Source organism: Parundibacterium terreum (assembly GCF_014636315.1).
Classification (GTDB): domain Bacteria; phylum Pseudomonadota; class Gammaproteobacteria; order Burkholderiales; family Burkholderiaceae_D; genus Undibacterium; species Undibacterium terreum.
Window position 1 is genome coordinate 742482 of sequence record NZ_BMED01000002.1, and the last position, 21061, is coordinate 763542.

A 21061-nucleotide genomic window follows, 5' to 3' on the forward strand; every position below is an offset into this window, starting at 1 on the left:
AAACGTATGTGCCTGCAGTTCTGTGGCGTTTTTACCCCTTAATTTTCCCTCTCAACGAGGATTCCATGAGCGAAAACATCAAACACGTAAGCGATGCTTCCTTTGAAGCAGACGTATTGAAATCAGATAAACCTGTCCTGGTAGACTTTTGGGCGGAATGGTGCGGTCCTTGCAAGATGATCGCCCCTATCCTGGAAGAAGTCGCCAAGGAATATCAAGGCAAGATCACGATCGCCAAGATGGATGTAGACGCTAACCAGGGTGTACCTGGTAAATTTGGCATCCGCGGCATCCCGACCCTGATTCTGTTCAAGAACGGCGTCGCAGCAGCACAAAAGGTAGGCGCATTGGCAAAAGGCCAACTGACCTCCTTTATCGACAGCAACATCTAATCTCTATAAAATAGAGACAGAATTATCTGCACGTGTAAATTTTGTGCATTTATTCGCGTACTTTAGTACAATAGTGACAAGCGCCAGCAGTACAATCGCACGGTTGCACTCGCGGCGCTTCTCACTTGTATTTCACTAGCATCACCTAGTACTACTATAAAGAACGTTTAAATACCCTTTCTGGCCTGTGTGCCAGAGACTATAATAATCTACACCTCGTAGTTCACTCCCCCACCTATCTATCCCATCTCGGGACACTCATACATGCACTTATCAGAACTAAAGGCGTTACACGTCTCAGCCTTGCTAGAAATGGCGATTGGACTGGACATCGACAATGCAGCCAGGATGCGCAAACAGGAATTGATGTTCGCTATCCTGAAAAAACGCGCCAAATCCGGCGAACAGATCTTCGGCGATGGCGCCCTTGAGGTCTTGCCGGACGGCTTCGGCTTCCTGCGCTCCCCGGACGCCAGCTATATGGCCTCTACGGATGATATCTATATCTCCCCGTCGCAGATCCGCCGTTTCAACCTGCATACTGGCGATTCCATCGAAGGCGAAGTTCGCACACCGAAAGACGGCGAGCGCTATTTCGCACTGGTGAAAGTTGATAAGGTCAATGGTGAGTCTCCAGAGGCATCGAAACACCGCATCCTGTTTGAAAACCTGACGCCGCTGCACCCTAACAAGCCTTTGCAGCTTGAGCGCGATATGCGCGGCGAAGAGAACACGACCGGCCGTATCATCGATTTGATCGCCCCTATCGGCAAAGGCCAGCGCGGCTTGCTGGTAGCGTCGCCAAAATCCGGTAAGTCCGTGATGCTGCAGCACATTGCGCACGCGATTACCACCAACCACCCGGACATCACGCTGATCGTTTTACTGATCGACGAACGTCCGGAAGAAGTGACCGAGATGCAGCGTTCGGTGCGCGGCGAAGTGGTTGCCTCCACTTTCGACGAACCGGCAACCCGCCACGTGCAAGTGGCCGAGATGGTGCTGGAAAAAGCCAAGCGTCTGGTAGAAATGAAAAAAGACGTGGTGATCCTGCTGGATTCCATTACCCGTCTGGCCCGCGCCTACAATACCGTGATCCCTGCTTCCGGCAAGGTATTGACCGGTGGTGTGGACGCCAATGCGCTGCAACGCCCGAAACGTTTCTTCGGCGCTGCGCGTAACATCGAAGAAGGCGGCTCACTGACCATCATCGCTACTGCGCTGATCGAAACCGGCAGCCGCATGGATGACGTGATCTTTGAAGAATTCAAAGGTACCGGCAATATGGAAGTTCATCTGGAACGCCGTCTGGCCGAAAAACGCACCTACCCTGCGATCAACCTGAACAAATCCGGCACACGCCGCGAAGAATTGCTGATCAAGCCGGACCAGCTGCAAAAGATCTGGATCTTACGCAAACTGCTGTACAACATGGATGAGATCGAAGCGATGGAGTTCATCCTCGACAAGATGAAGGCGACCAAGAACAATGCAGAGTTCTTTGAGATGATGCGCCGCGGCGGCTAAATTTATTTGGCCTGCCGTACAAAAGGGCACGCGGTGTAGACCGGGTGCCCTTTTTTTATTCCATGATCACAAACAAAACGCGCCGGCAAAACAGCGCTTGCAGAATCTAGCGGATGAAGCGTATCTGGTCTGTGTTGCTCACAAACAGATGGGTTTGATAATAGAACTTGTCAGACACCGTGCCATCGTCCAGATAGGTATGGATTTCAACCCGCATCACAGGCCCATTCACCCGGATGTGACGCCCCTTGAGTGCGGCATCCAGATCGCCCACCTCCAGCATGCGCTTTAACTCTGCCTCCACCGACGCCGGCAGTTCGATCGCGAGATTGCGCTGATTCTGATAATCGTCCTCGGAATTGAGATAGGTAATGCCAGCGCTATGCCCTACCGACTTGATATCCATCTCGAACACACCCCTCACCGGCGCCGGTGCAGCCCGCGCCGCCATGGCAATGGCCCGCTCAGGCCCAGGTTCCTCAACAGCAAAAGCCGGCACAGCCAGGGTGGAAGCAATCAGGCAGGCGGTGAATAATGCTTTCATTCTTCAGTTCCTATCTAAGGACACAAGTGCAAAGGCGCAGAGAGAAATACATCAAATGTTGCATGAATAGAATAACATAGTAGCAATTTATTTGAATTATTCCCCACCTCCCGCCTCTCTCCGAAACTTACCCCGGCAGCTTCCAGTCAAACCGAATCGCCAGCATGCGCAAGATAAAGGTGATTAGGATGCCGGTCACTACCGCCATCGTTTCACTGGCCTTCATCATGTTCAGGGCCAGATAAGCCCAGCACCCCATGAAAGAACAAGTGGCGTAGAGCTGGCCGCGGCGGAATACCAGCGGGATCTCATTGCAGATCACGTCGCGCAGGACGCCGCCGAAGATACCGGTTATCACGCCCATCATCGCGCAGACGAACAGGGGCATCTCGCTTTCCAGCGCCAGCGATGCGCCGCCGACGCTGAACAGGCCAAGGCCCAGTGCATCGGCATAGATGATCGCTTTTTCGGTTGCATTGGAACGCAGGTGGCGCAGGAACGGCGTAGCTCCCAGCGCCAGCACGAAGACCAGTATCGGGTATTCCTGGTGCTCGACCCAGAACAGCGGCCGCCGGTCCAGCAGCAGGTCGCGCAGGGTGCCGCCGCCAAAGGCGGTGATAAACGCGACGGTGAAGACGCCGACTGCATCCATTTTCTTCATGCGCGCCTCGATAAAGCCGGACAGTGCAAAGGCCACGATGCCACCGACCTCCACGACATGCAATAAGGTGCTCATCTCAAAACGGATGGGAATTGCCATTATTTTTCCTTGTTATTGTTTTGGTAAATATGTTTTTCTTTTGTCAAATATCATCAAATTAATGATGTAAATGACATTATTTTTGCGGATTTTGCGGCTTATTTTGCAACAAGCTATTGCTTCAGGCCATTGCCACAATGGCGCAAACGTATGATTTTATTGTATAATCTTCGGCTGGCATAAGGCCACGTAGCATTTTTTAACCGGCAAGTGATCAACAATCGGGTCAAGAGGCAAGTCGACCGCCGAAGTGATGATTGGCTACCAAAACTATTTGAGGCAAGCATGAGAGACGGTATCCACCCAAACTATCGTGAAGTTCTGTTCCACGACGTATCCAATGATTTCAAATTCGTAACACGTTCTACTATCCAGACACGTGAAAAAATCGAACACGAAGGTAAAGAATACCCACTGGTGAAGATTGAGGTTTCTGCAGAATCCCACCCTTTCTACACTGGTAAACACAAAATCGTCGACACCGCTGGTCGCGTTGACAAGTTCCGTAAAAAATTCGGTACTGTTGGTTCCAAAACTTCCATTGCAGGCTAATCAGCCCTTGCATCTGTGTTGTTGGAAAAAGGCAGCTGAGGCTGCCTTTTTTGCTTACGCGCGTCATAATTTCCATACAGAAATTTCGTTGCCGTAATGTGAGCTTGGCAGACGCGCTTGCGCGTTGTTAGTAAAAATAAGCAATAAATCGAATAACAATTACCTCCTCCGCTCCCTGTACTGAGAGATATGAAGCCAGTTCGCCTTCCTGCTGCTGCGACAATCGCACTCCCGCGCTGGGTCATTTTTGCATTGTGCCTGCTGTATATATTGCCTGGCCTGCTAGGACGCGACCCATGGAAAGGCGATGACGCCTCCAGCTTCGGCGTCATGTGGACCATGGCGCACGGCGGCCTGCAAGACTGGCTGTGGCCGCATATCGTCGGCCTGCCGATGCCGCAAGAGGGGCCTTTGGCTTTCTGGCTAGGTGCGCTGTGCATCAAGCTGTTCGGCTGGCTGGTGGGCGACGCGACGGCGGCCCGCCTTTCCACTGCCTGCTTTTTCCTGCTGGGCTCGGTCTCGGTCTGGTACTCCACCTATCTGCTGGGGCGCCGCACTGAGGCACAGCCGCTGAAGCTGGCTTTCGGCGGACAGCCTGAGCCGCGCGATTTCGGCCGCACCTTGGCCGATGGCGCCTTGCTGATTTACCTGGGCTGCCTGGGCTTGCTGCTGCCCAGCCATGAAACCAATGCCGAGTCGCTGCATATTTCGCTGGTGGCCTATTCGCTGTACCTGGGCGTGCGCCTGCTGGACGCTCCCGCCAAGCGCGTCGGCCTGAGGCTGGGCATTTGCCTGGGCCTGATGGCGCTGACGCGCGGCTGGGTCTTGCCGCTGGCGCTGATCATCTGCTTGTCCATCCTGTCGGTCTACCTGAAACAAAAATACCACCGCATCCTGCTCGGCATCAGCTTGCCGGCAGCGGTACTGGTTACCGCAGCCTGGGTATTTGCGATCAATATCATCCACCCTTTCAGCAGCTCCCCGTTTGCTGCATGGATGCAATGGAATACGCGCCAGATCGACATGCCCAACCTGGACAGCGCCATCTATTTCTTCCGCTACGGCATCTGGTTTGCCTGGCCGGCCTGGCCGTTTGCGGCCTGGGCCATCTTCGCCTGGCGTAAGCAGGAAAAGGCTTTGCACATCGCCTTGCCAGTGACCTACGTTGTCTGCGTCACGGCGCTGGCGCTGATGAACCACTACCCGGAGCAAAGCATACTCTTGCCTATCCTGCCGCCGCTGGCGATGCTGGCCGCTTTCGGCCTGCCGACCATGAAGCGCAGCGCGATCAATGCGGTGGACTGGTTCGCCGTCATGGTGATGACGGGCTTTGCCGCCATCATCTGGTTTGCCTGGCTGGCGATGATGACAGGCTGGCCCGCAGGCGTATCGAAAAAAGTGCTGAGCTGGGCTCCCGGCTTTACGCCTGAATTCAACATCTTCACCTTCATCCTCGCGCTGGCTGTCAGCGTGGCCTGGTTCCGTCTGGTGTACTGGCGTATCTCGCGCCAGCCTTCCGTACTGTGGCGCGCGGTTGTGTTGTCCACTGGCGGCGTCATCCTGTCCTGGCTGCTGCTGATGAGTCTGTGCCTGCCGCTGATCAACCACCGCATTACCTATGCAAGAGTGGCGCAAGACATCGCCCGGCAAATCGAGCTGAGTACGCACAAATCATATAACTGCATAGATAGCAATGTCGATCCGGCTCAGCGCGCATCGTTCGCGTACTTCGGCGAACTGCGTTTTTCCGGCTTCCTGGACCAGCACTGCGACCTGCTGCTGCTGCAAGACAGCCGCAGCCTGCAAGAAAAGAGTGCCAAGGAAATGACGCCGGAAGACCGTAACTACCGCGGTCCATGGGAACGCATCTGGCAAGGCCGCCGCGCCTATGACAAGGATGAAAGCTTCACTCTGTACATGCGTAAGCAGCCATGAGCGAAGGCGGGGCGAATAATGCCTCCGGCCGCTCTATTCTGAGCGCCACCGGCATAAGCAGCGTTAACCTGCGGCGCATCGCCGCACTGGCCTGGCCCATGCTGGTGGGCCAGTTGGCCGTGGTCGGCAATGGCGTGATCGACACTGCGATGACTTCGCGCTTTTCAGCCACCGACCTGGCAGCGCTGTCCATCGGTATTGCGATTTATGTCAGCATCTTCGTCGGCCTGAACGGCGTCTTGCAAGCGATCTCTCCCGTTGTCGGCCAACTATTCGGCGCGCAGCAATACAAGCAGATCGGCGCCGAGGTCAAGCAAGGCGTGTGGCTGGGCCTGTTCCTGTCCTGCATAGGCTGCCTGGTGCTGCTGTTTCCGCAAGGCCTGCTGTCCATCGCACAGGCAGCCCCCGAATTGAACAAAAAAGCAGAGATGTACCTGCAGGTACTGGCGCTGGCCTTACCGGCCACGATGGGCTTTCGCATCTATGGCGCACTGAACAATGCCGTGGGCCGGCCCAAGATGGTGATGGCGATACAGATCGCGGCGCTGATGCTGAAATTTCCCTTGAATAAACTGTTCATCTTTGGCGGCTTCGGCATTCCGGCCATGGGCGGCCCGGGCTGTGCCGTCGCCACAACAGTGATCTCCTGGTTAATGCTGGCAACCGCCTGGTTGATACTGCGCCAGGTCAAGTTCTACCGCATGTTCGGTCTGTTCGGCACCGGCTTTGTAATGCCGCAGCGGGCCGTGCTGGCCTCCCTGCTCAAGCTGGGCATCCCCATGGGGCTGAGCTACCTGATCGAAGTCACCGCCTTTGCCTTCATGGCGCTGTTTATCGCCCGCCTGGGAGAGATCGCCGTCTCCGGCCATCAACTGACCGCCAACCTGGGCACCATCCTGTATATGATGCCGCTGGCCATCGCCAGCGCCACCGGTACGCTGGTCGCGCAAGCGATAGGCGCCGGCCAGCACCACAGCGCGCAACGCATAGGCAATGCCGGCATTGCGCTGGCGGCCATGCTGGCCATTCCGGTCGGCATCACCATCTGGTTTGCGCGGCACCTGATCCTGCATGCCTACACTTCCAACGAGATCATCATTGCGGCAGCGCTGCCGCTATTCCTGTTCATCTCCTGCTACCAGTTTTTCGACGCGATACAGGTAACTGTTGCTTTCGTGCTGCGCGCCTACAAGATCGCGGTAGTGCCGACCATCATCTATGCGCTTGCGCTGTGGGGCGTGGGCCTGGGCGGCGGCTATGTGCTGGGTCTTGATCCCTGGCACATCAGCCCGGCTGTCTTCAGGGGCGCCTCAGGTTTCTGGATGGCCAATAGCTGCAGCATTGCGCTGGTGGGCCTGGGTCTGTTCCTGTATCTGCGTACCGTGCAGGCCAGGTTCAATGCCGGCGCCGACGAGACCGGCAATACCTCGCCACACGCACTCCCACAGGCATAAGGCGAATCAGGCTAAACATGATACAGATACGCGGATTCAGCTTCTTCAGCATCAAGGCCATACCATCGGCCTTGCTGACGGCAATCGTCTGCCTGTCGGTAACTGCCGGGCTGTGCTGGCTATCGCTGCAAGTCAGCAGGGAAAACGTGCAGAGGCGCCTGCAGGAGAGCGTGTTCCAGCATCATGCCAGCTTGCAGAATGAACTGGAGCATGAGGTATCGCGCCTGGAATCCTTCGCCAGCCTGTATCACATCTCGCCCAATTTCGACCGCTATACCTTCCACTCCTTTGCCAAGATAGAGAACCAGCCCTGGCTGGTGGCCAAATTATTTTCCAAGCGGGTCAGCCCCAAGGACATGCCTTTGTTTGAGGCCTTCGTCCGCACCGATACCTCGGTTGATGTGCGCGGCTATCCGGGTTTCCACATCCTGGACAAGGTAGCCGGAGAAGATGCGCTGGTAGCGCTGTATCTGGAACCGCGGCAAAAACTGCAAAGCGCACACGGCCTGAACCTGGAAAAAGGTTTTCCCGAAGGCAGCCGGCGCCTGCGCGACAGCGGTCTGGCGTCTTCTTTTGTACTGAGCAATGTCCCGCCGCTGCTACCGGGGAACAATATCGTCATCTCCATGCCGGTGTATGAAACCGGGCTGCCGGTACGCACCGAAGCACAAAGGCGGATCGCCTTCAGCGGCGTATTTACGACTGTCATTTCCATCGACAAATTGCTGCCCAGCCTGTTTGCCGGATCGAACCTGCAACTGCAGAAAATCCAGGTTCTCGGCAGCGATCTCGGCGCCAAGCCTGTGACAATTACGCTTGCCGGTCAAAAAGCTGCCACTCCAGCACCAACAGCCGCGAATGGACTACTGCATGCCGGCAGCATCTTCGGCACCCAGGTCAGCAGCTTTGAATTGCCGCTGACAGTGCCCGGACAAAAATGGACGGTGCGCTATGACATGCTGAGCAGCGACGGCCTGGCCGAGACCGATGCGATCTGGTTCATCCTGTTCATAGGCTCACTGTTTACCGCATTCGCTACCGGCTTTGTGTATGTGACTGTCAGGACGGGCAAGATCGCACACAGGCTGGCCAAGGACATGACCAAGGCCCTGCACCACAGTGAAGACTCCTTGCTGGAAACCCAGCGGCTCGCCAAGATGGGCAGCTTCCAGTTGACGCCCGACCACAGGATCAGTGCGCAAACCGGGAATATCCTGGAACTGTTCGGCCTGCCCGTGACCCGCAAGACCGACTATTTCACGCAGATCCTCGCGCACATGGAAGCGGAAGATGCGATCATCTTCAGCGACATCGTGGCGGCGGCGTTCGAGACCTCGCTGCACACCCACCTGATCGTGCAGATCAGCGCGCCCGGTCCGGCATGGCTGAACCTGATCATCGACTCCAGCGGCACGGAAACCGGCTTCACGCTGCGCGTAATTGCGATGGATGTTACCGAGAAATACCTGTCCGAACAAAAGATCAAGCAGCTCGCCTATCAGGATGCGTTGACGGGCCTGGCCAACCGCGCCAGCCTGCGCATCGCCACAGAACAGGCCTTGAGCGGATCGCGCGCGCAAAAGAGCAAGCTGGCGCTGCTGTTCCTGGACCTGGACCGCTTCAAGTTCATTAATGATTCGGTCGGCCATGATGTCGGCGACCAGGTCTTGATAGAAATCGCACAGCGCCTGCGCAGTGCAGTCAAGACACGCGACTTCATCGCCCGCCTGGGCGGCGATGAATTTGTGATACTGGTGGATGAGCTGGACAGCGACAAGGATATACGCGCCATCGCGGACCGCATCCTGTCCCTGGTCTGCGCACCGATGAAGCTCGGCCAACACACCTATTACCTGACTACCAGCATAGGCGTTGCCATCGCCGACAGCGGCGAGCCCGATGCCGACGTGCTGATGAAGCAGGCAGACATTGCGATGTACCACAGCAAGGAAAAAGGCAAGAACAAGTACACCATATTCTCCACCGACATTGCCGAAGCGCTGGAAAAACAAACCAGCCTGGAGCGCGAACTGCGTGTGGCGATGACGGATGGCACGCTGGTGCCCTACTTCCAGCCGCAGTTCCGCGTCAGCTCGCATCGCCTGTGCGGCGTAGAGACGCTGCTGCGCTGGAAGCACGCCAAGCGCGGCATGGTGGCCGCCAAGGATTTCATCAAGGTGGCGGAAGAGTCTGGCCTAATCATACAGATAGGCAACCAGATCCTGATCGACGTCTGCAAGACCATCGCCAAATGGAATTTGCCGGATGATTTTGTGGTGGGCGTAAATGTCTCCAGCCTGCAATTCTTCCAGACCGGCTTTGTCGACTTCGTCATCAAGACCATCGAAGATGCAGGCATCGATCCTCACCGGCTGGAAATCGAAGTCACCGAAACCATGATCATGCAGGATACCGACGTAGCCAAAACCTGCCTGGAGCAATTGAATGCCTATGGCGTCGGCATCAGCATCGATGACTTCGGCACCGGCTATGCATCTCTGACTTATCTGCGCGATTTCCCGGTACAAAGGATCAAGATCGACCAGCGCTTTGTCAAAGGGCATACCAACAACAGCAAGGACCAGGCCATCGTGAAGGCCATATCCACGCTGGGCCATGACTTCGGCATGCAGGTGATTGCGGAAGGCGTAGAGACCGATGAGCAACTGACCTCGCTGGGTATCATAGGCTGCGACATGTACCAGGGCTGGCTGCGCTCCACCGCCTTGCCGGCATCTGCCATCGAAGAATTGCTGCCGCAGTTTGAAGATGAAACTGCCTTAGCACCGTAGCTGACAGCAGCATGAATGCTTTCAAACAACGAACTCCCTTATCTATCCGGCGCCGGCAGATCCTGGCAAGCTCACTGGCGGCACTCGCAATGCCGCAGGCACTGGCAACGCCGTCAGCGCACTCTGCCGAAACAGGCAAGACGCTCAGGCTGATGTTCCCCGAACTGCCTTACTTCGACCTGCTGAAAACCCTGCTGAAAAAATTCTCGGATAGCACCGGCATACGCATAGAAGTGGACGTCGTGCCCTATCTGGAAATGCGCAAGCTCCAGCTAAAAGAACTGAAACCGGCCAAGGGCAGGTACGACCTGATCGCCATGCTGGCAGCCTGGAAAACCGAATATGTTTCGCAGAATATGCTGGCCGACCTGGGCAAGGAACAACTGGCCGGCCGCCTGAAGCTGGAAGACCAGGACGACATCGTGCCCGCCTACCTGACGGTGGCCGGCAAGGTAGGCGGCCCAAGAGGCTATCTGCAGGGGCGGTCTGCGCGCCTGTACGCTTTGCCTGCTGGTTCGGAAACCAGCATCCTGGCCTACCGCACCGACATCTTCCGCAAACACGGGCTGAAACCGCCGGCCAGTTATGACGAGCTATTACCCCTGCTGGGCGCACTGAAAAAAAGCGAGCCCGGCATGCAACCGCTCTGCAGCCGGGGCCAGCGCGGCCACCACATCACGCATGCGTGGCTGCTGCACTTCAACTCCTTTGGCGGCGAGGTATTCGATAGCCGCGGACATTGCCAGGTGCATGGCCTAGCCGGCATCAAGGCGATAGAAGTGCTGAAGACCATCCATGCCACCAGCAGCGGCGGCATACTGGGCAACAGCTACTCGGATATGTGCAATGCCTTCATCTGCGGCGATGCAGCCATGTATCTGGATTCCAGCAACATCCTGTCGCTGGTGAATGATCAGGTCAAATCGCTGGTGCAGGACAAGGTCGCCTATGCCCTGCATCCCAGGGGCACGGTCTACTCATCCGAGACCGGCGGATTTGCGCTGGCGCTGCCAAAGAATGCGCCCTGCCCGTCGGCCGCCATGGAATTGCTCAGTTGGCTGACTACACGCCAGATGGACAAGACCATCGCCCGCAAAGGCGGCATCCCAATACGCACCAGCACCATGCGCGACGTGGAACTGCAAATCATCTATCCGGAATATTCAGTACTGAGCAAGCAACTGGAATACGCCAATCCCAACTGGCGCCCCATCATTCCGGAATGGGCGGTGATCGACGAACAGATACTCGGTACGCTGCTGCATGATGCTGTAGCCGGCATCATCACTCCGGCCGCCGCGCTGGAGCAAGCGCAGGACAGGATTGCGGAATTGATGCGCAAGAGTGGGCGTTACCGCTAGCGACATCGACAGTTGGCGCATTGTAGGGTGTGATAGCGCAGCGTATCGCACCGAATGGTCGCCATAAAACGGGATATCGACATACGGGAAAGCGTAACGCAAAGACATTTTCTTGTAGATTGAAATAGTGCAAAACGGTGCGATACTCTGCGCTATCACACCCTACGTTTTCCACACCCCTCGCAAAAATGCCAAGCGCAATGGCCCGCCCTCTACACCTTCATCGGCAAAATCACCATCTGCAAACCCTCGAAATGCAAGCGCCGCTGTATCGCTAGCGCAGCCTGATTGTGCAGCAGACGGGTGAACCAGTTGTCGGTTTCAAAGACCAGCTTGCTGGTGAAGAAAATCGCGTTCGGATAATCTTCGCTGACCTCTTCGCACAGATCAGTGACTTCATTGACGACATCGGTGCCGAAGCTCAGGTAGGAAGCCGAGGCCATATTATGGCTATGGCAAAAATCGACGAAGTACTTCAGCGTTGCATCGGCTTCGGTGCGCATCTGCTCCAGCGCGCCCTCGCCGCCATACGCGTGCGAATCCACGGTCCTGGCATTGATGAAGATAAAATTCTTGAAGTGGTCCGGGAACATCCGCAATACCCACAACAGCGCATGCAAGCCGCCGCCGCGTGAATTGCCCACGATGAAAACTGCGGTTTGCTTGCTGGGGTCCGGCTCTACCGGGCCGACGTGATGACCCATGGGCTGGCTGGCGAAGACTGAATCGACCGAGCGGATCGCTTTCTTGGTATCGCGGTAGTGCTTGCGCACATAGATGCAGCCGCTGGCGATCACGGCGATGATGGCAATCGTTGCCCAGCCGCCCTCGGTAAAGCGCTCTGCCAGCAGTATGGCCAGGATGCCGGCGCAGATAATGAAGCCGGTCAGCGACAGCAGAAAACGCCGGCGCCAGTGCTGCAGCTTCTTGCGTTTGCGCCACCAGTACAGGCACAGGCCGCACAGGGAAATGGCAAAGGTCAGGAACACCGAGATGGAATACAGCACGACCAGCAAGGTCACGCTGCCACGGGTCCAGAACAGGATGGCCAGCGCTGCCAGCCCCAGCACCAGGATGCCGTTTTGCGTCACCAGCCGCGTGGACAGATAGCGGAATTTATGCGGCACCCAGGAGTCGCCCGCCATATTCGACAGCACTGCAGGCCCACCCAGAAAACCGGTATTGGCAGCCACAAACAACAGGCCGGCTTCAAACGCCAGCACGATCACCAGCAGGCTGCTGTTGACCAGCGGGCCGCCCAGGCCCATGTGCGCGATGATGCTCTTAAAGGTGGTCGCGTTCAGCGTTTCACCGGGCACCGGCTGCGCATTCCACAACAGATACAGCAGGATGATGCCGCCAGCGGTAAACGCCAGTGACAGCGCCATATACAGCATGGTGACCTTGCCGGTGCGCACGCGCGGTTCCGCCAGGATATTGACGTTATTGGACACGGCTTCCAGGCCGGTATAGGTACCGCCGCCCTGCGAGTAAGCCAGCAGCAGCATCGCAGCGACGCCGGTCCAGCCTATGTTCTTGGCCAGCTCGCCGGTTTCTGCCAGGGTGGACGGCACCAGTTCCGGCAGATTGGAGGCATGCGCAAACACACCGTATACGATCAGCACAAAATGCGTGGCGACAAAGCCGAGGAAAATCGGCAACAGGATCTTGATTGCCTCTTTCAGGCCGCGCAGGTTGAGGATGATCAGCACGCCGATGAAAAAAGCCTCGGCCCACAATTTGTAATCCTGGAAGGCCAGCGGTAGGAAGGATGCGATCGCATCCACGCCGGACGCAACCGAAATCGAAATCGTCAATACATAATCGAGTATCAGCGCACAGCCTGAGATCAACCCCATATACGGGCCAACCAATTTGGTCGCCACGCGGTAACCGCCGCCGCCGGTAGGAAATAGTTCGATGACCTGGTTATACGCCAGCGCGATGATGAACACCGTGACCGCCGTCGCAATCGCCATATACAGGCCGAGGTGCGCATGCGCACCGAGCGCGCGGAAAGTTTCTTCCGGACCGTAAGCCGACGAGGACAGGCCATCCGCCCCCAGCCCTACCCAGGCCAGGAAAGCCACCAGCGCCATCGAATGGCGGGTATCGCTTTGCATCGGGTCCAGCGCCTTGCCCAATACCAGTTCTTTTATTTTTCTTTTTTTCATGTCGGGTGACAGCCACGCGGCCATCATGATCCTATGCGATATCCAGAAGCAGAATGATAGACCTAGCTGAATTCACAAACAACCCGGCCGGGCACTTGCAAATTTCTTTTTGTTACGTCATAATAGCTGTCTGCGTTGCCGAGATGGCGGAATAGGTAGACGCACGGGACTCAAAATCCCGCGCTGGAGACAGCGTGCCGGTTCGATTCCGGCTCTCGGCACCAAATAATTTAGTAAATTAGCACCAACATCAGGCTCTCGGACACGAGGGCCTTTTTGTTTTTCTTCCGCAAAACTGGCGTTTCCGACAAACTAGCCCCCCCGCTATCATGCACCCGCATCTAAAATGCCACGCGGTGCAGTCAAATAAAGTTAAAAATATACCAAAATCTAACGGGTTCACAAAAGTTGGGCTTCCTCATGCCGGCCAGCTCTGTATTCAAATTTATCGAACAATCAGCGAGAAACCGCCTGGAAGTATTCACTCACGGATGGCTGTTTATCCTGTGGCGCCAAAATGTCCGAATCATTTCCTAAATCTACCAGCACGGTTTTTCCTGCCGCCTGTTCTTTTGCCGCACCAACCCCGGGAGCAAGCCCGTAACGCTGATTGATATAGTTAAATTGGGTGTCACCTGCATTATTGACGTAACTATTTACATCTTTAGTAAATCGATTCAGCCGGTTAACTGTTCCTTCGGCGAGGGACAGATCAACCTCATTGAAATCTGGACGTTTAAACCAGGGAGTATTGTGATATGTCATATGCAATTTTTCTGAAGTATCTGAACTTCCTAATCCATATCCGCTCCGTTTAATACTTACTGCTTTCTGAAACAAATCCGCCGCGCCAGACCAAAGCTGCCTTCCTCGATGTTGTACATTTTCTCGCACTCGCATTGTCGCCTTCGTATCATTGGGATTCGTTCCGACAAACCCACCTCCGCCGCCGTCAACCGGTGTAAAAGGTCCAACATGCGTGGAAGTTACATCTATGATTCTGGCAATTTCAGCATAGTGGTCTGCATTTTTTAATTTGGCAGGAATGCTGCGTTGCGCAAACGAAAGGCCGGAAGTAGTATATCCACCATCGTCCTTAATTTCAGAGTGAGCCAAATGCATGGTCTCGTGAAACAAAGTAGCGACTGCGGACGGTAAGGGAGGAATTTGAGTAACATCCTGCACTAGGAGAAAAATTTTTGCCCCAAAGTTGGCATACCCACCAATTCCTACTCGTTGCGCAACTCCTCCAGAATCTATAAAAATATTGGAAAAAGTGAGTAATTTTGTGCGTGCCGTTGTAATTTTCCCCGCAGCAGTAGCTGCCGCATCCACAGAGTCGGTTGACCCCAGGGTGCCATCACCAAATACGGTTTCTAACGCTGCCTGGTTCGACGCGGCAGCATTCATTTTTGCAGCAGTCGCAGTTATAAGCGCTTGTATATAGAGGTCTGCGGCAGACGCTGTCACTGGCTTAACATCAAAACCTGATGAATCAAAACGCTGATCGGGATATTGCACCCGGATCAGATTGATTTTGGTAGTGAGGTTAGTTACCGACAAGTGCGCAACCAGATCGCTGATAGTTGGACGATCGCCATCAATTTGCAGGCTATCGGTCACCCACTGTTGGCGATCCGGGATAGCTTTGAGATCGAATATCGTCTCGATTAATGCACGGCGAGCGCCGTCAACGACCGCAGGTGTTGCTGTTGACAAGCCAGTTGGGTCCGCGACTCTGCGTTGCAGAGTTTTTCTCTGGCCGTTTAAATATTGGATCGGAACCTCGGCCGGCATCGTCGCTGCGGGGTTCCTAGTTTCAGCGTAATCGGATTTTTTACCGGTAGTGAACTTGCGGGCGAATTGCATGCTATGAGAAAGCGCCTTTGCCCCCATCACATCCGCCTCAGCCTCCAAGCCCACATCGTCATTCACCGGTATCCCGGTCTTCATTTGCATAGTCGGCCTCACCCTGCCCTGGGCCTGCTGCACTACATGCCAGGCCTCATGCGGAAGATGTTGCTCCTGCCCGGGCGCGACATGGATTTCACTGCCTTGTGCGTACGCATGTGCATTCAACTGTGCAGGATTATTCGAGTTGTAGTGCACCTTGACATGGTCCATACTCATGCCGGAGAGCGATTCGATGCCTGTTTTGAGCTGATTGGGCAAGCCAGTATCGTTGGTTTTTTCTGCTAGTTGCGTTGCGCCCTGCTCGGCAGATCTGGCTTGCACAAGCTCTTCGTCTTCTTCTCTTTGCACTGTGTCAAATTTGGCTTGCAGCGGCTCTTCCTGCTCGACCCGTTGTGCCGCTTCTTGAGAGTCAATAAGCGGTATCTTCCTTTGCGCCGGCATTGCGGCATTTTGAAAATTTCTGCTGCTGGAGTGCTGTGCCTGGGACTGCAGTTGCGAAGATCGCGAGCTGCTATTCATCACCGCAGACATGGCTAGAAGCTGGCCTGCTTGTACGCTGGTGTCGGCAGCTTCCTGAAGCTTTCTTTGCATCAGTGCTTCCGGGCGAGCATCAACAACATGCGCTTGCTCAGCTTTCTGCAAACTTGGGGACATGGATGCATTCCCGACCTGCCTTGATTCGGACTGCCCAGCTAGATGCGTTTTCATGGCGGCGAATTCCTAAGAAAGAAAATCGAGTTTTAATCTATCCCCTGGTGCTGGCGAAACAAAAAAATACACCTCCATGAATGAAGGCGCTTGCAGCTACACTTCGGAAATCGACGTAATTTCCTTACCGTTACTTACCCAATGTTCATTGCTCGCGGCGCTGTAGACGATATTGACTTCCAATTGATGGGCATTGAGTTTTTTCTCAAATGCTTTTGCTGCAGCCGCATCAATAATAGTCAGTGCCACCAGGGATTCTCCCGGCTGCAGTTTTTGCCCTACCAGTGGGGCGCCCTTCCACAATACGTTATCGTTGGACTCCATGACCGACTCCAGAGCAGTCTTCACATCCGCCACTGGCTGGTGGTCCAGCAAAATTTCAATCTTTTTAATGATGGCGTATCCAGATCCGCGGTTTTTTATAATCCACTGAAAGCCTTGCTTATTGTTCTCTATGCTCCATGTCACAATCGGGAACCCCAGGCCCTGTCGCTGCGGTAGGCTACGCTGCCGCAGCGGAACCTTGCGGCGTGCGCGCAGATAGCGGTAACCGAAAAGTGTGCCAAGCACAATAATGGCGGCGGCAATGATGAGGGGAAGGTGCCCTTGCGACAGGTTGACAAAGAAAGGGTCGTATACCAATAACAAAATGAAGATCACCACCGTCGGAATGACTATGAATGCATGCACCCACAAAAAATATTTTTTGATGAAATTCTGCACATTACAGGACCGAAAGAAAAAGACGGCAAGCCCAAGCGCCACCAGTACCAGGAAAGTCAGAATCAGTTGCAGCGCCCAACGATTGACGCAGGCGAAGCTTTCCAGCGGATTGGGCAGATTGACACCAGTGCTTTGATTGCCGTAATTTTTTTGCAGGCAAACAGCGATCATCTTGGATTGCAAACAGGATAAGCTGGTGTCCGTCACCGGCTGCGCCAGATTATCAAAGTTCGGCGCCCAAAATCCAACGCCGCCGAAGTTGTCTCGCACATAAATAATGTCGTCCTCAAGCTGCTGCCAGTTGCGGTTATCGAAGTGCAAGACCGGCAAAATGCTGCGGAAAAAATCTGCCCGCTGAAAGCCATGCATGGTGGCGTCGTTTTCTATATCCTGACGGAGTTTCTTTTTTGCATCGGAGCTCGGCTCATTCAGCAAGACGAGAATGAATTCATCGTTGTCGGGCGAACCCGCAGGCTTGCGTAGTTCGGTTGCCGCTTTCTTTTTGCGCAAACTCACAAGATTGGAAAAGCCGAAAGCGCCGGGGCCGCCATTGATTCCGGCGGACAGGACATTTTGCGATACCAGAATATTCAGCCACAGATTATGCTTATCCAGCTCGGTGCGAAGCAGCAAGTAAAATTCATTAAACAGGACCGTTGAATCGGTGTCGTCCGGATAATTGGGAAAGTAGAGCGTTACCCCGTCGCCGCGTCTCGGGCGTTTTGCCAAGCCAAAGCTGGCGTAAGGTTTGATCTTCGATGCTGCGTCCGTGAGCGGGGTTCGCAGCAACTGCATGATATTGGACAGCATCTTTTTAAAAACGGCTTTTTTATTCTGAGCTGAATAAGTTTTCCACTCTCCGTCCCAATCGTTTTTTTGTATCATCCAATCGACTTTTGAATTGTATTGATCCGCAACGCGCATAAATTCGTTCTCGCTGTCGCTGCCGTCTGTGATATCAAAGCTATTCCCGCCTAGCCGAAAATCGCCGACATTATCGACACTTAAACCGTAATATGCCATACGATTCAGCATGCGAAAATTGATCGCTTGCACCGTTTTCTGATTATTCCAGTACGGGTAAAAACCGTACACGACACCTGGCAGATCGTCCAGCGCGCAACCGCATTTGCTGCCCTTGATTTTAATCGGAGCGATATCGTCGGGCATTTTTTTACGCGCAGCATTTTCGATGGCAACGCCCAGATAGGTCCGATAGATTTTTTGCACAATATCCTTGCCCTTGGCATTGGTGGCATCGTCGCAAATTTCTGCTTTTGCCCTCAATGCAGTGATCTGAGCAAATAGATCATCTATTCCTGTATCCACCTGCTTGCCGCCATCGACTGGATCTGGACGCAGTGCAGCCAGTTCTTGCTTGAACAATCCCACGTCGTCATCGGAGACGCGCAGAGCGGCGACATAGGGGTTGTTGCTCGGCGAGTTCAGCCTGCACATGTCAAGCCCAAAGGCAATTTTGGATATCGCCGCACTGCGGAAGATGCTGATTTCCGGGTATTCCACATCCTTGATCTGTTCCAGCATGTGAACCACGGCGGTGGGCACGCCGGCATTTTGGACATTCCCCTTGAGTTCCACTTTGATTGTATCCAGCGTCTGGGCATCAAGATGGTAGTTATCGAATACCTGTGTGGCATCAGCAATCACCGGGATCGCCGTGTCCTCCGGAGTAATCGATAATGTGCCGGCTGCAATTTTGTCAGCAATAAAAGTATCGAAGGCCTCGCGCGATTTCAAATATACGGTACCAAAAGAGCGTAGCTCATCCAGCACAGTTGCCGCCACAGTCCCCTCCTTTTTGAGCTTGTTCAACGCAGCTTCGTTGATCAGGAAACCGTTGAAGTCGGAGGCGTTCTTTTCAACTACCGGCCACAAGGAATTGAGCAGGTAATCCCTGGCGCCCAGCGCTTGCAACAGCGCGACTTTCATTGCTTCAAGAGAGTTGAATTCCTTGTCTTTGAGCGTAGAGAGTATGGCGAAAACCCTGTCTTTACCTCCAAGCAGATCCAGGTCTGCCTGCTTGAGTGTATAAATGAAATAAGCGCCGGCATCTGTTTTTACCGCTGAGGCACGCGGGGCCGTTTTGCGGGAGGCCCGGAATCGGTTGACGAGATCAAGCAATTCCTGCTCATTGCCCTGGCGACGAATCAGAAAATCCTGATTTTTCACTTGGTCTGGCAGGGCATCGTCCCAATTTTCAAACTCCTTACTCAATAAAATTCCTAATTCCGGCGGATGCGCCGCGCCAAACGCGGCGATGCGATCCAGATTGCCCGGCAGACCTTTCGCATAGCCGGATTCAGTCGTAATCTTGAAGTTATAGCCATAGCGCTGCAACCACAGCAGCGTGATCGGACCGACGATGCCATCATTCAATGGCTGTTCTTTCAACGCATAATCAAGTTTCCAATCCGGCAGGTTTTTATAAATAGCTTCCAGCTGCTTTTGCAATTGCAGAACCAAGGACTTGCTCAAGCCGGCGAAGTCTTCCCGGCGGATATTGCGGTTGTAGCCGACGGTGGTGTAAGTGCCTGATGCCGGCTTGGCCGGCTTGCTTTGCGCTGCCCCTGCTTTTTCATCTGCGGCAGGCTTAATATTGGCTTTGGTATCAGTTTTGCCACTGGCCTTGGGGTCGCCTTTAGCAGCAGCGTCGGTCGCGGGCGTGCTGGCGCTTGCCGGTGCTGTAGAAGCGCTGCTTACCGGCAGGCTTGCTTGTGCGACGCTGCCAGCCGGTGCAATAGCAATACTGCCTGCCACGATCAGTCCCGCCCATCGTCGCGCGCCGGATGACAACACCGGATAGAGGATCACAGGCTTAATTATTTTCTTCAGGTGGCGCAGATTGAAAAAATGTTTCACAATGTTTTCCCATCCTTGATTAATTCCCTGCCGATACCGACGATCAGATCGTCCTGCACAATAAGCGCCCTGCCATTTTTCAAGGCACGGATCGCCGCATAGCGCGCTACGTTCAGCAGAGCGCCACCGGCTAATTCATATTTTTCTGCAATTTTCTGAAAATCAACATCACCCGCTATGCGCTCGGGATTGCTAAACAAGCCGCGCCATAGCCGTTTGCGCTGCTCGACGTCGGGCATGGCGAAATACACCTCGCTTTGAAAGCGCCGCGAAAAGGCCTGATCGATGTTCGCCTTGAGATTGGTAGCAAGGATAACGACGCCAGGAAAATCCTCCACCCGCTGCAAGAGATAGGAAACTTCCTGATTAGCGTGCCTGTCATTTGAGTTGCTGGTTTGAGTGCGCTTTCCAAACAGGGAATCGGCTTCATCAAAGAACAGGATCCAGTTTTTGTTCTGTGCCTGATCGAATACATTCGCCAGATTTTTTTCGGTTTCGCCGATGTACTTGGACACCACCATCGACAGATCTATCCTGTACACGTCAGCCCCTACTGCTTTGCCTATCAGGCTGGCAGTCAACGTCTTTCCCGTTCCCGGCGGACCATAAAACAAGGTGCGATAGCCCGGTTTGATTGCCTTGTCCAGCCCCCAAGCCTGCAAAATATGCTGAGGCTGCCTGAGCCAGGTCACGATATGATCTATCTCCTCCATGACTTCTGGATTCAGCACCAGGTCCGCCCAATCCAGTTTGGTTTGCATTAGCTTGGCAGGGAAGTTTGCGCTGAAGTCCGGCTTATGCACCTCCCCATCGGAAAGGCGTTGCAGATACTCGTTGCTCAGCATTAGTGCGGATCCCAACTGGGGCTCTCCGCTCGCCTGGTGATCGAATTTCAGCATGCCGCTGCGCGTAAAGAAATGCTCATCCTTGAACAGAGTGGCGACCTTGAATCGCTGCGCAAGATCAGCGCCGGCAAGCAAAAATGCAGCCGTTTCGCATGTAGGCAAAAAACCGGAGTGGATCTTGCCGCGCCAACCGCCAATCTCGCTATAGCCCCGTCCCAGGCTGGCGTTCTGCAGCAAAAACAGATCCAATACCTGCGGCCTCAGATGCGGCATGAACGCCAGCATCAGGACAAGACGCTCGGCAAAGCTCATATTGCACTCTCGCACCAGCTGCGCATAAGGGCTATCAGAGGCAGAAATATCCGGCGGCGGGCATAGAATTTCGATATCGGGCGCAGAGTGATCCGCCTTGAAGTACGCATCAAAGCGGGCATTGCACACCTGGGTAAACCAGGTGATCTCGCGTTCAAGGCAATCCGTGATGTCATTCATCGTGCATT

13 protein-coding genes and 1 tRNA gene are annotated in these 21061 nt (G+C 54.5%); 8 read left to right on the forward strand and 6 right to left on the reverse strand.

Going from position 1 to position 21061, the window contains the following annotated elements; genetic code table 11:
- Positions 1-65: 65 nt before the first annotated feature.
- Together trxA and rho are read left to right on the forward strand one after the other, a co-directional pair.
- Positions 66-392 (forward strand): thioredoxin TrxA, encoded by a 327-nt coding sequence (gene trxA / locus IEW12_RS12395; protein WP_188566341.1) that lies wholly within the window; start codon positions 66-68, stop codon positions 390-392.
- Between the two features lie 264 nt (positions 393-656).
- Complete coding sequence (rho, locus tag IEW12_RS12400; protein ID WP_188566342.1) at positions 657-1919, forward strand: transcription termination factor Rho; 1263 nt, start codon at positions 657-659, stop codon at positions 1917-1919.
- A gap of 106 nt (positions 1920-2025) precedes the next feature.
- Here the strand turns inward: rho and IEW12_RS12405 are convergent, their stop codons facing one another.
- Together IEW12_RS12405 and IEW12_RS12410 are read right to left on the reverse strand one after the other, a co-directional pair.
- Positions 2026-2463 (reverse strand): hypothetical protein, encoded by a 438-nt coding sequence (locus IEW12_RS12405; RefSeq protein WP_188566343.1) that lies wholly within the window; start codon positions 2461-2463, stop codon positions 2026-2028.
- A 127-nt stretch (positions 2464-2590) separates the two neighbouring features.
- Positions 2591-3223: a trimeric intracellular cation channel family protein gene (locus IEW12_RS12410; protein ID WP_229751067.1), complete on the reverse strand. Its 633-nt coding sequence runs from the start codon at positions 3221-3223 to the stop codon at positions 2591-2593.
- 285 nt (positions 3224-3508) lie between these two features.
- On the opposite strand from IEW12_RS12410, the gene IEW12_RS12415 reads away from it, so the two are divergent.
- From IEW12_RS12415 to IEW12_RS12435, 5 genes are all read left to right on the forward strand, one after another.
- A complete protein-coding gene (locus tag IEW12_RS12415) occupies positions 3509-3775 on the forward strand; it encodes a type B 50S ribosomal protein L31 (RefSeq protein WP_188566344.1) in 267 nt (88 codons plus the stop codon).
- A gap of 189 nt (positions 3776-3964) precedes the next feature.
- Positions 3965-5710: an ArnT family glycosyltransferase gene (locus IEW12_RS12420; protein WP_188566345.1), complete on the forward strand. Its 1746-nt coding sequence runs from the start codon at positions 3965-3967 to the stop codon at positions 5708-5710.
- Positions 5707-7164, forward strand: a complete 1458-nt coding sequence (locus tag IEW12_RS12425; RefSeq protein ID WP_188566346.1) for an MATE family efflux transporter — start codon at positions 5707-5709, stop codon at positions 7162-7164. Before IEW12_RS12420 ends, IEW12_RS12425 begins: the two co-directional genes overlap by 4 nt.
- Positions 7165-7181: 17 nt before the next feature.
- Positions 7182-9956, forward strand: coding sequence for a bifunctional diguanylate cyclase/phosphodiesterase (locus IEW12_RS12430; RefSeq protein WP_188566347.1), 2775 nt, complete (start codon positions 7182-7184; stop codon positions 9954-9956).
- 11 nt (positions 9957-9967) lie between these two features.
- Positions 9968-11317: an extracellular solute-binding protein gene (locus IEW12_RS12435; RefSeq protein ID WP_188566348.1), complete on the forward strand. Its 1350-nt coding sequence runs from the start codon at positions 9968-9970 to the stop codon at positions 11315-11317.
- Between the two features lie 212 nt (positions 11318-11529).
- On the opposite strand, the gene IEW12_RS12440 is transcribed toward IEW12_RS12435, so the two are convergent.
- Positions 11530-13491: an APC family permease gene (locus IEW12_RS12440; protein ID WP_188566820.1), complete on the reverse strand. Its 1962-nt coding sequence runs from the start codon at positions 13489-13491 to the stop codon at positions 11530-11532.
- A 137-nt stretch (positions 13492-13628) separates the two neighbouring features.
- Here IEW12_RS12440 and IEW12_RS12445 point away from each other — a divergent pair.
- Positions 13629-13715, forward strand: a tRNA-Leu gene (locus IEW12_RS12445).
- A 232-nt stretch (positions 13716-13947) separates the two neighbouring features.
- Here the strand turns inward: IEW12_RS12445 and IEW12_RS28830 are convergent.
- From IEW12_RS28830 to IEW12_RS12460, 3 genes are all read right to left on the reverse strand, one after another.
- Positions 13948-16113, reverse strand: coding sequence for an eCIS core domain-containing protein (locus IEW12_RS28830; RefSeq protein WP_229751068.1), 2166 nt, complete (start codon positions 16111-16113; stop codon positions 13948-13950).
- Between the two features lie 96 nt (positions 16114-16209).
- The gene (locus IEW12_RS12455; RefSeq protein WP_188566349.1) at positions 16210-19716 is read right to left on the reverse strand and encodes a hypothetical protein; all 3507 of its coding nucleotides are present in this window, start codon (positions 19714-19716) and stop codon (positions 16210-16212) included.
- Positions 19713-21053 (reverse strand): ATP-binding protein, encoded by a 1341-nt coding sequence (locus IEW12_RS12460; protein WP_188566350.1) that lies wholly within the window; start codon positions 21051-21053, stop codon positions 19713-19715. Before IEW12_RS12460 ends, IEW12_RS12455 begins: the two co-directional genes overlap by 4 nt.
- Between the last annotated feature and the right edge of the window lie 8 nt (positions 21054-21061).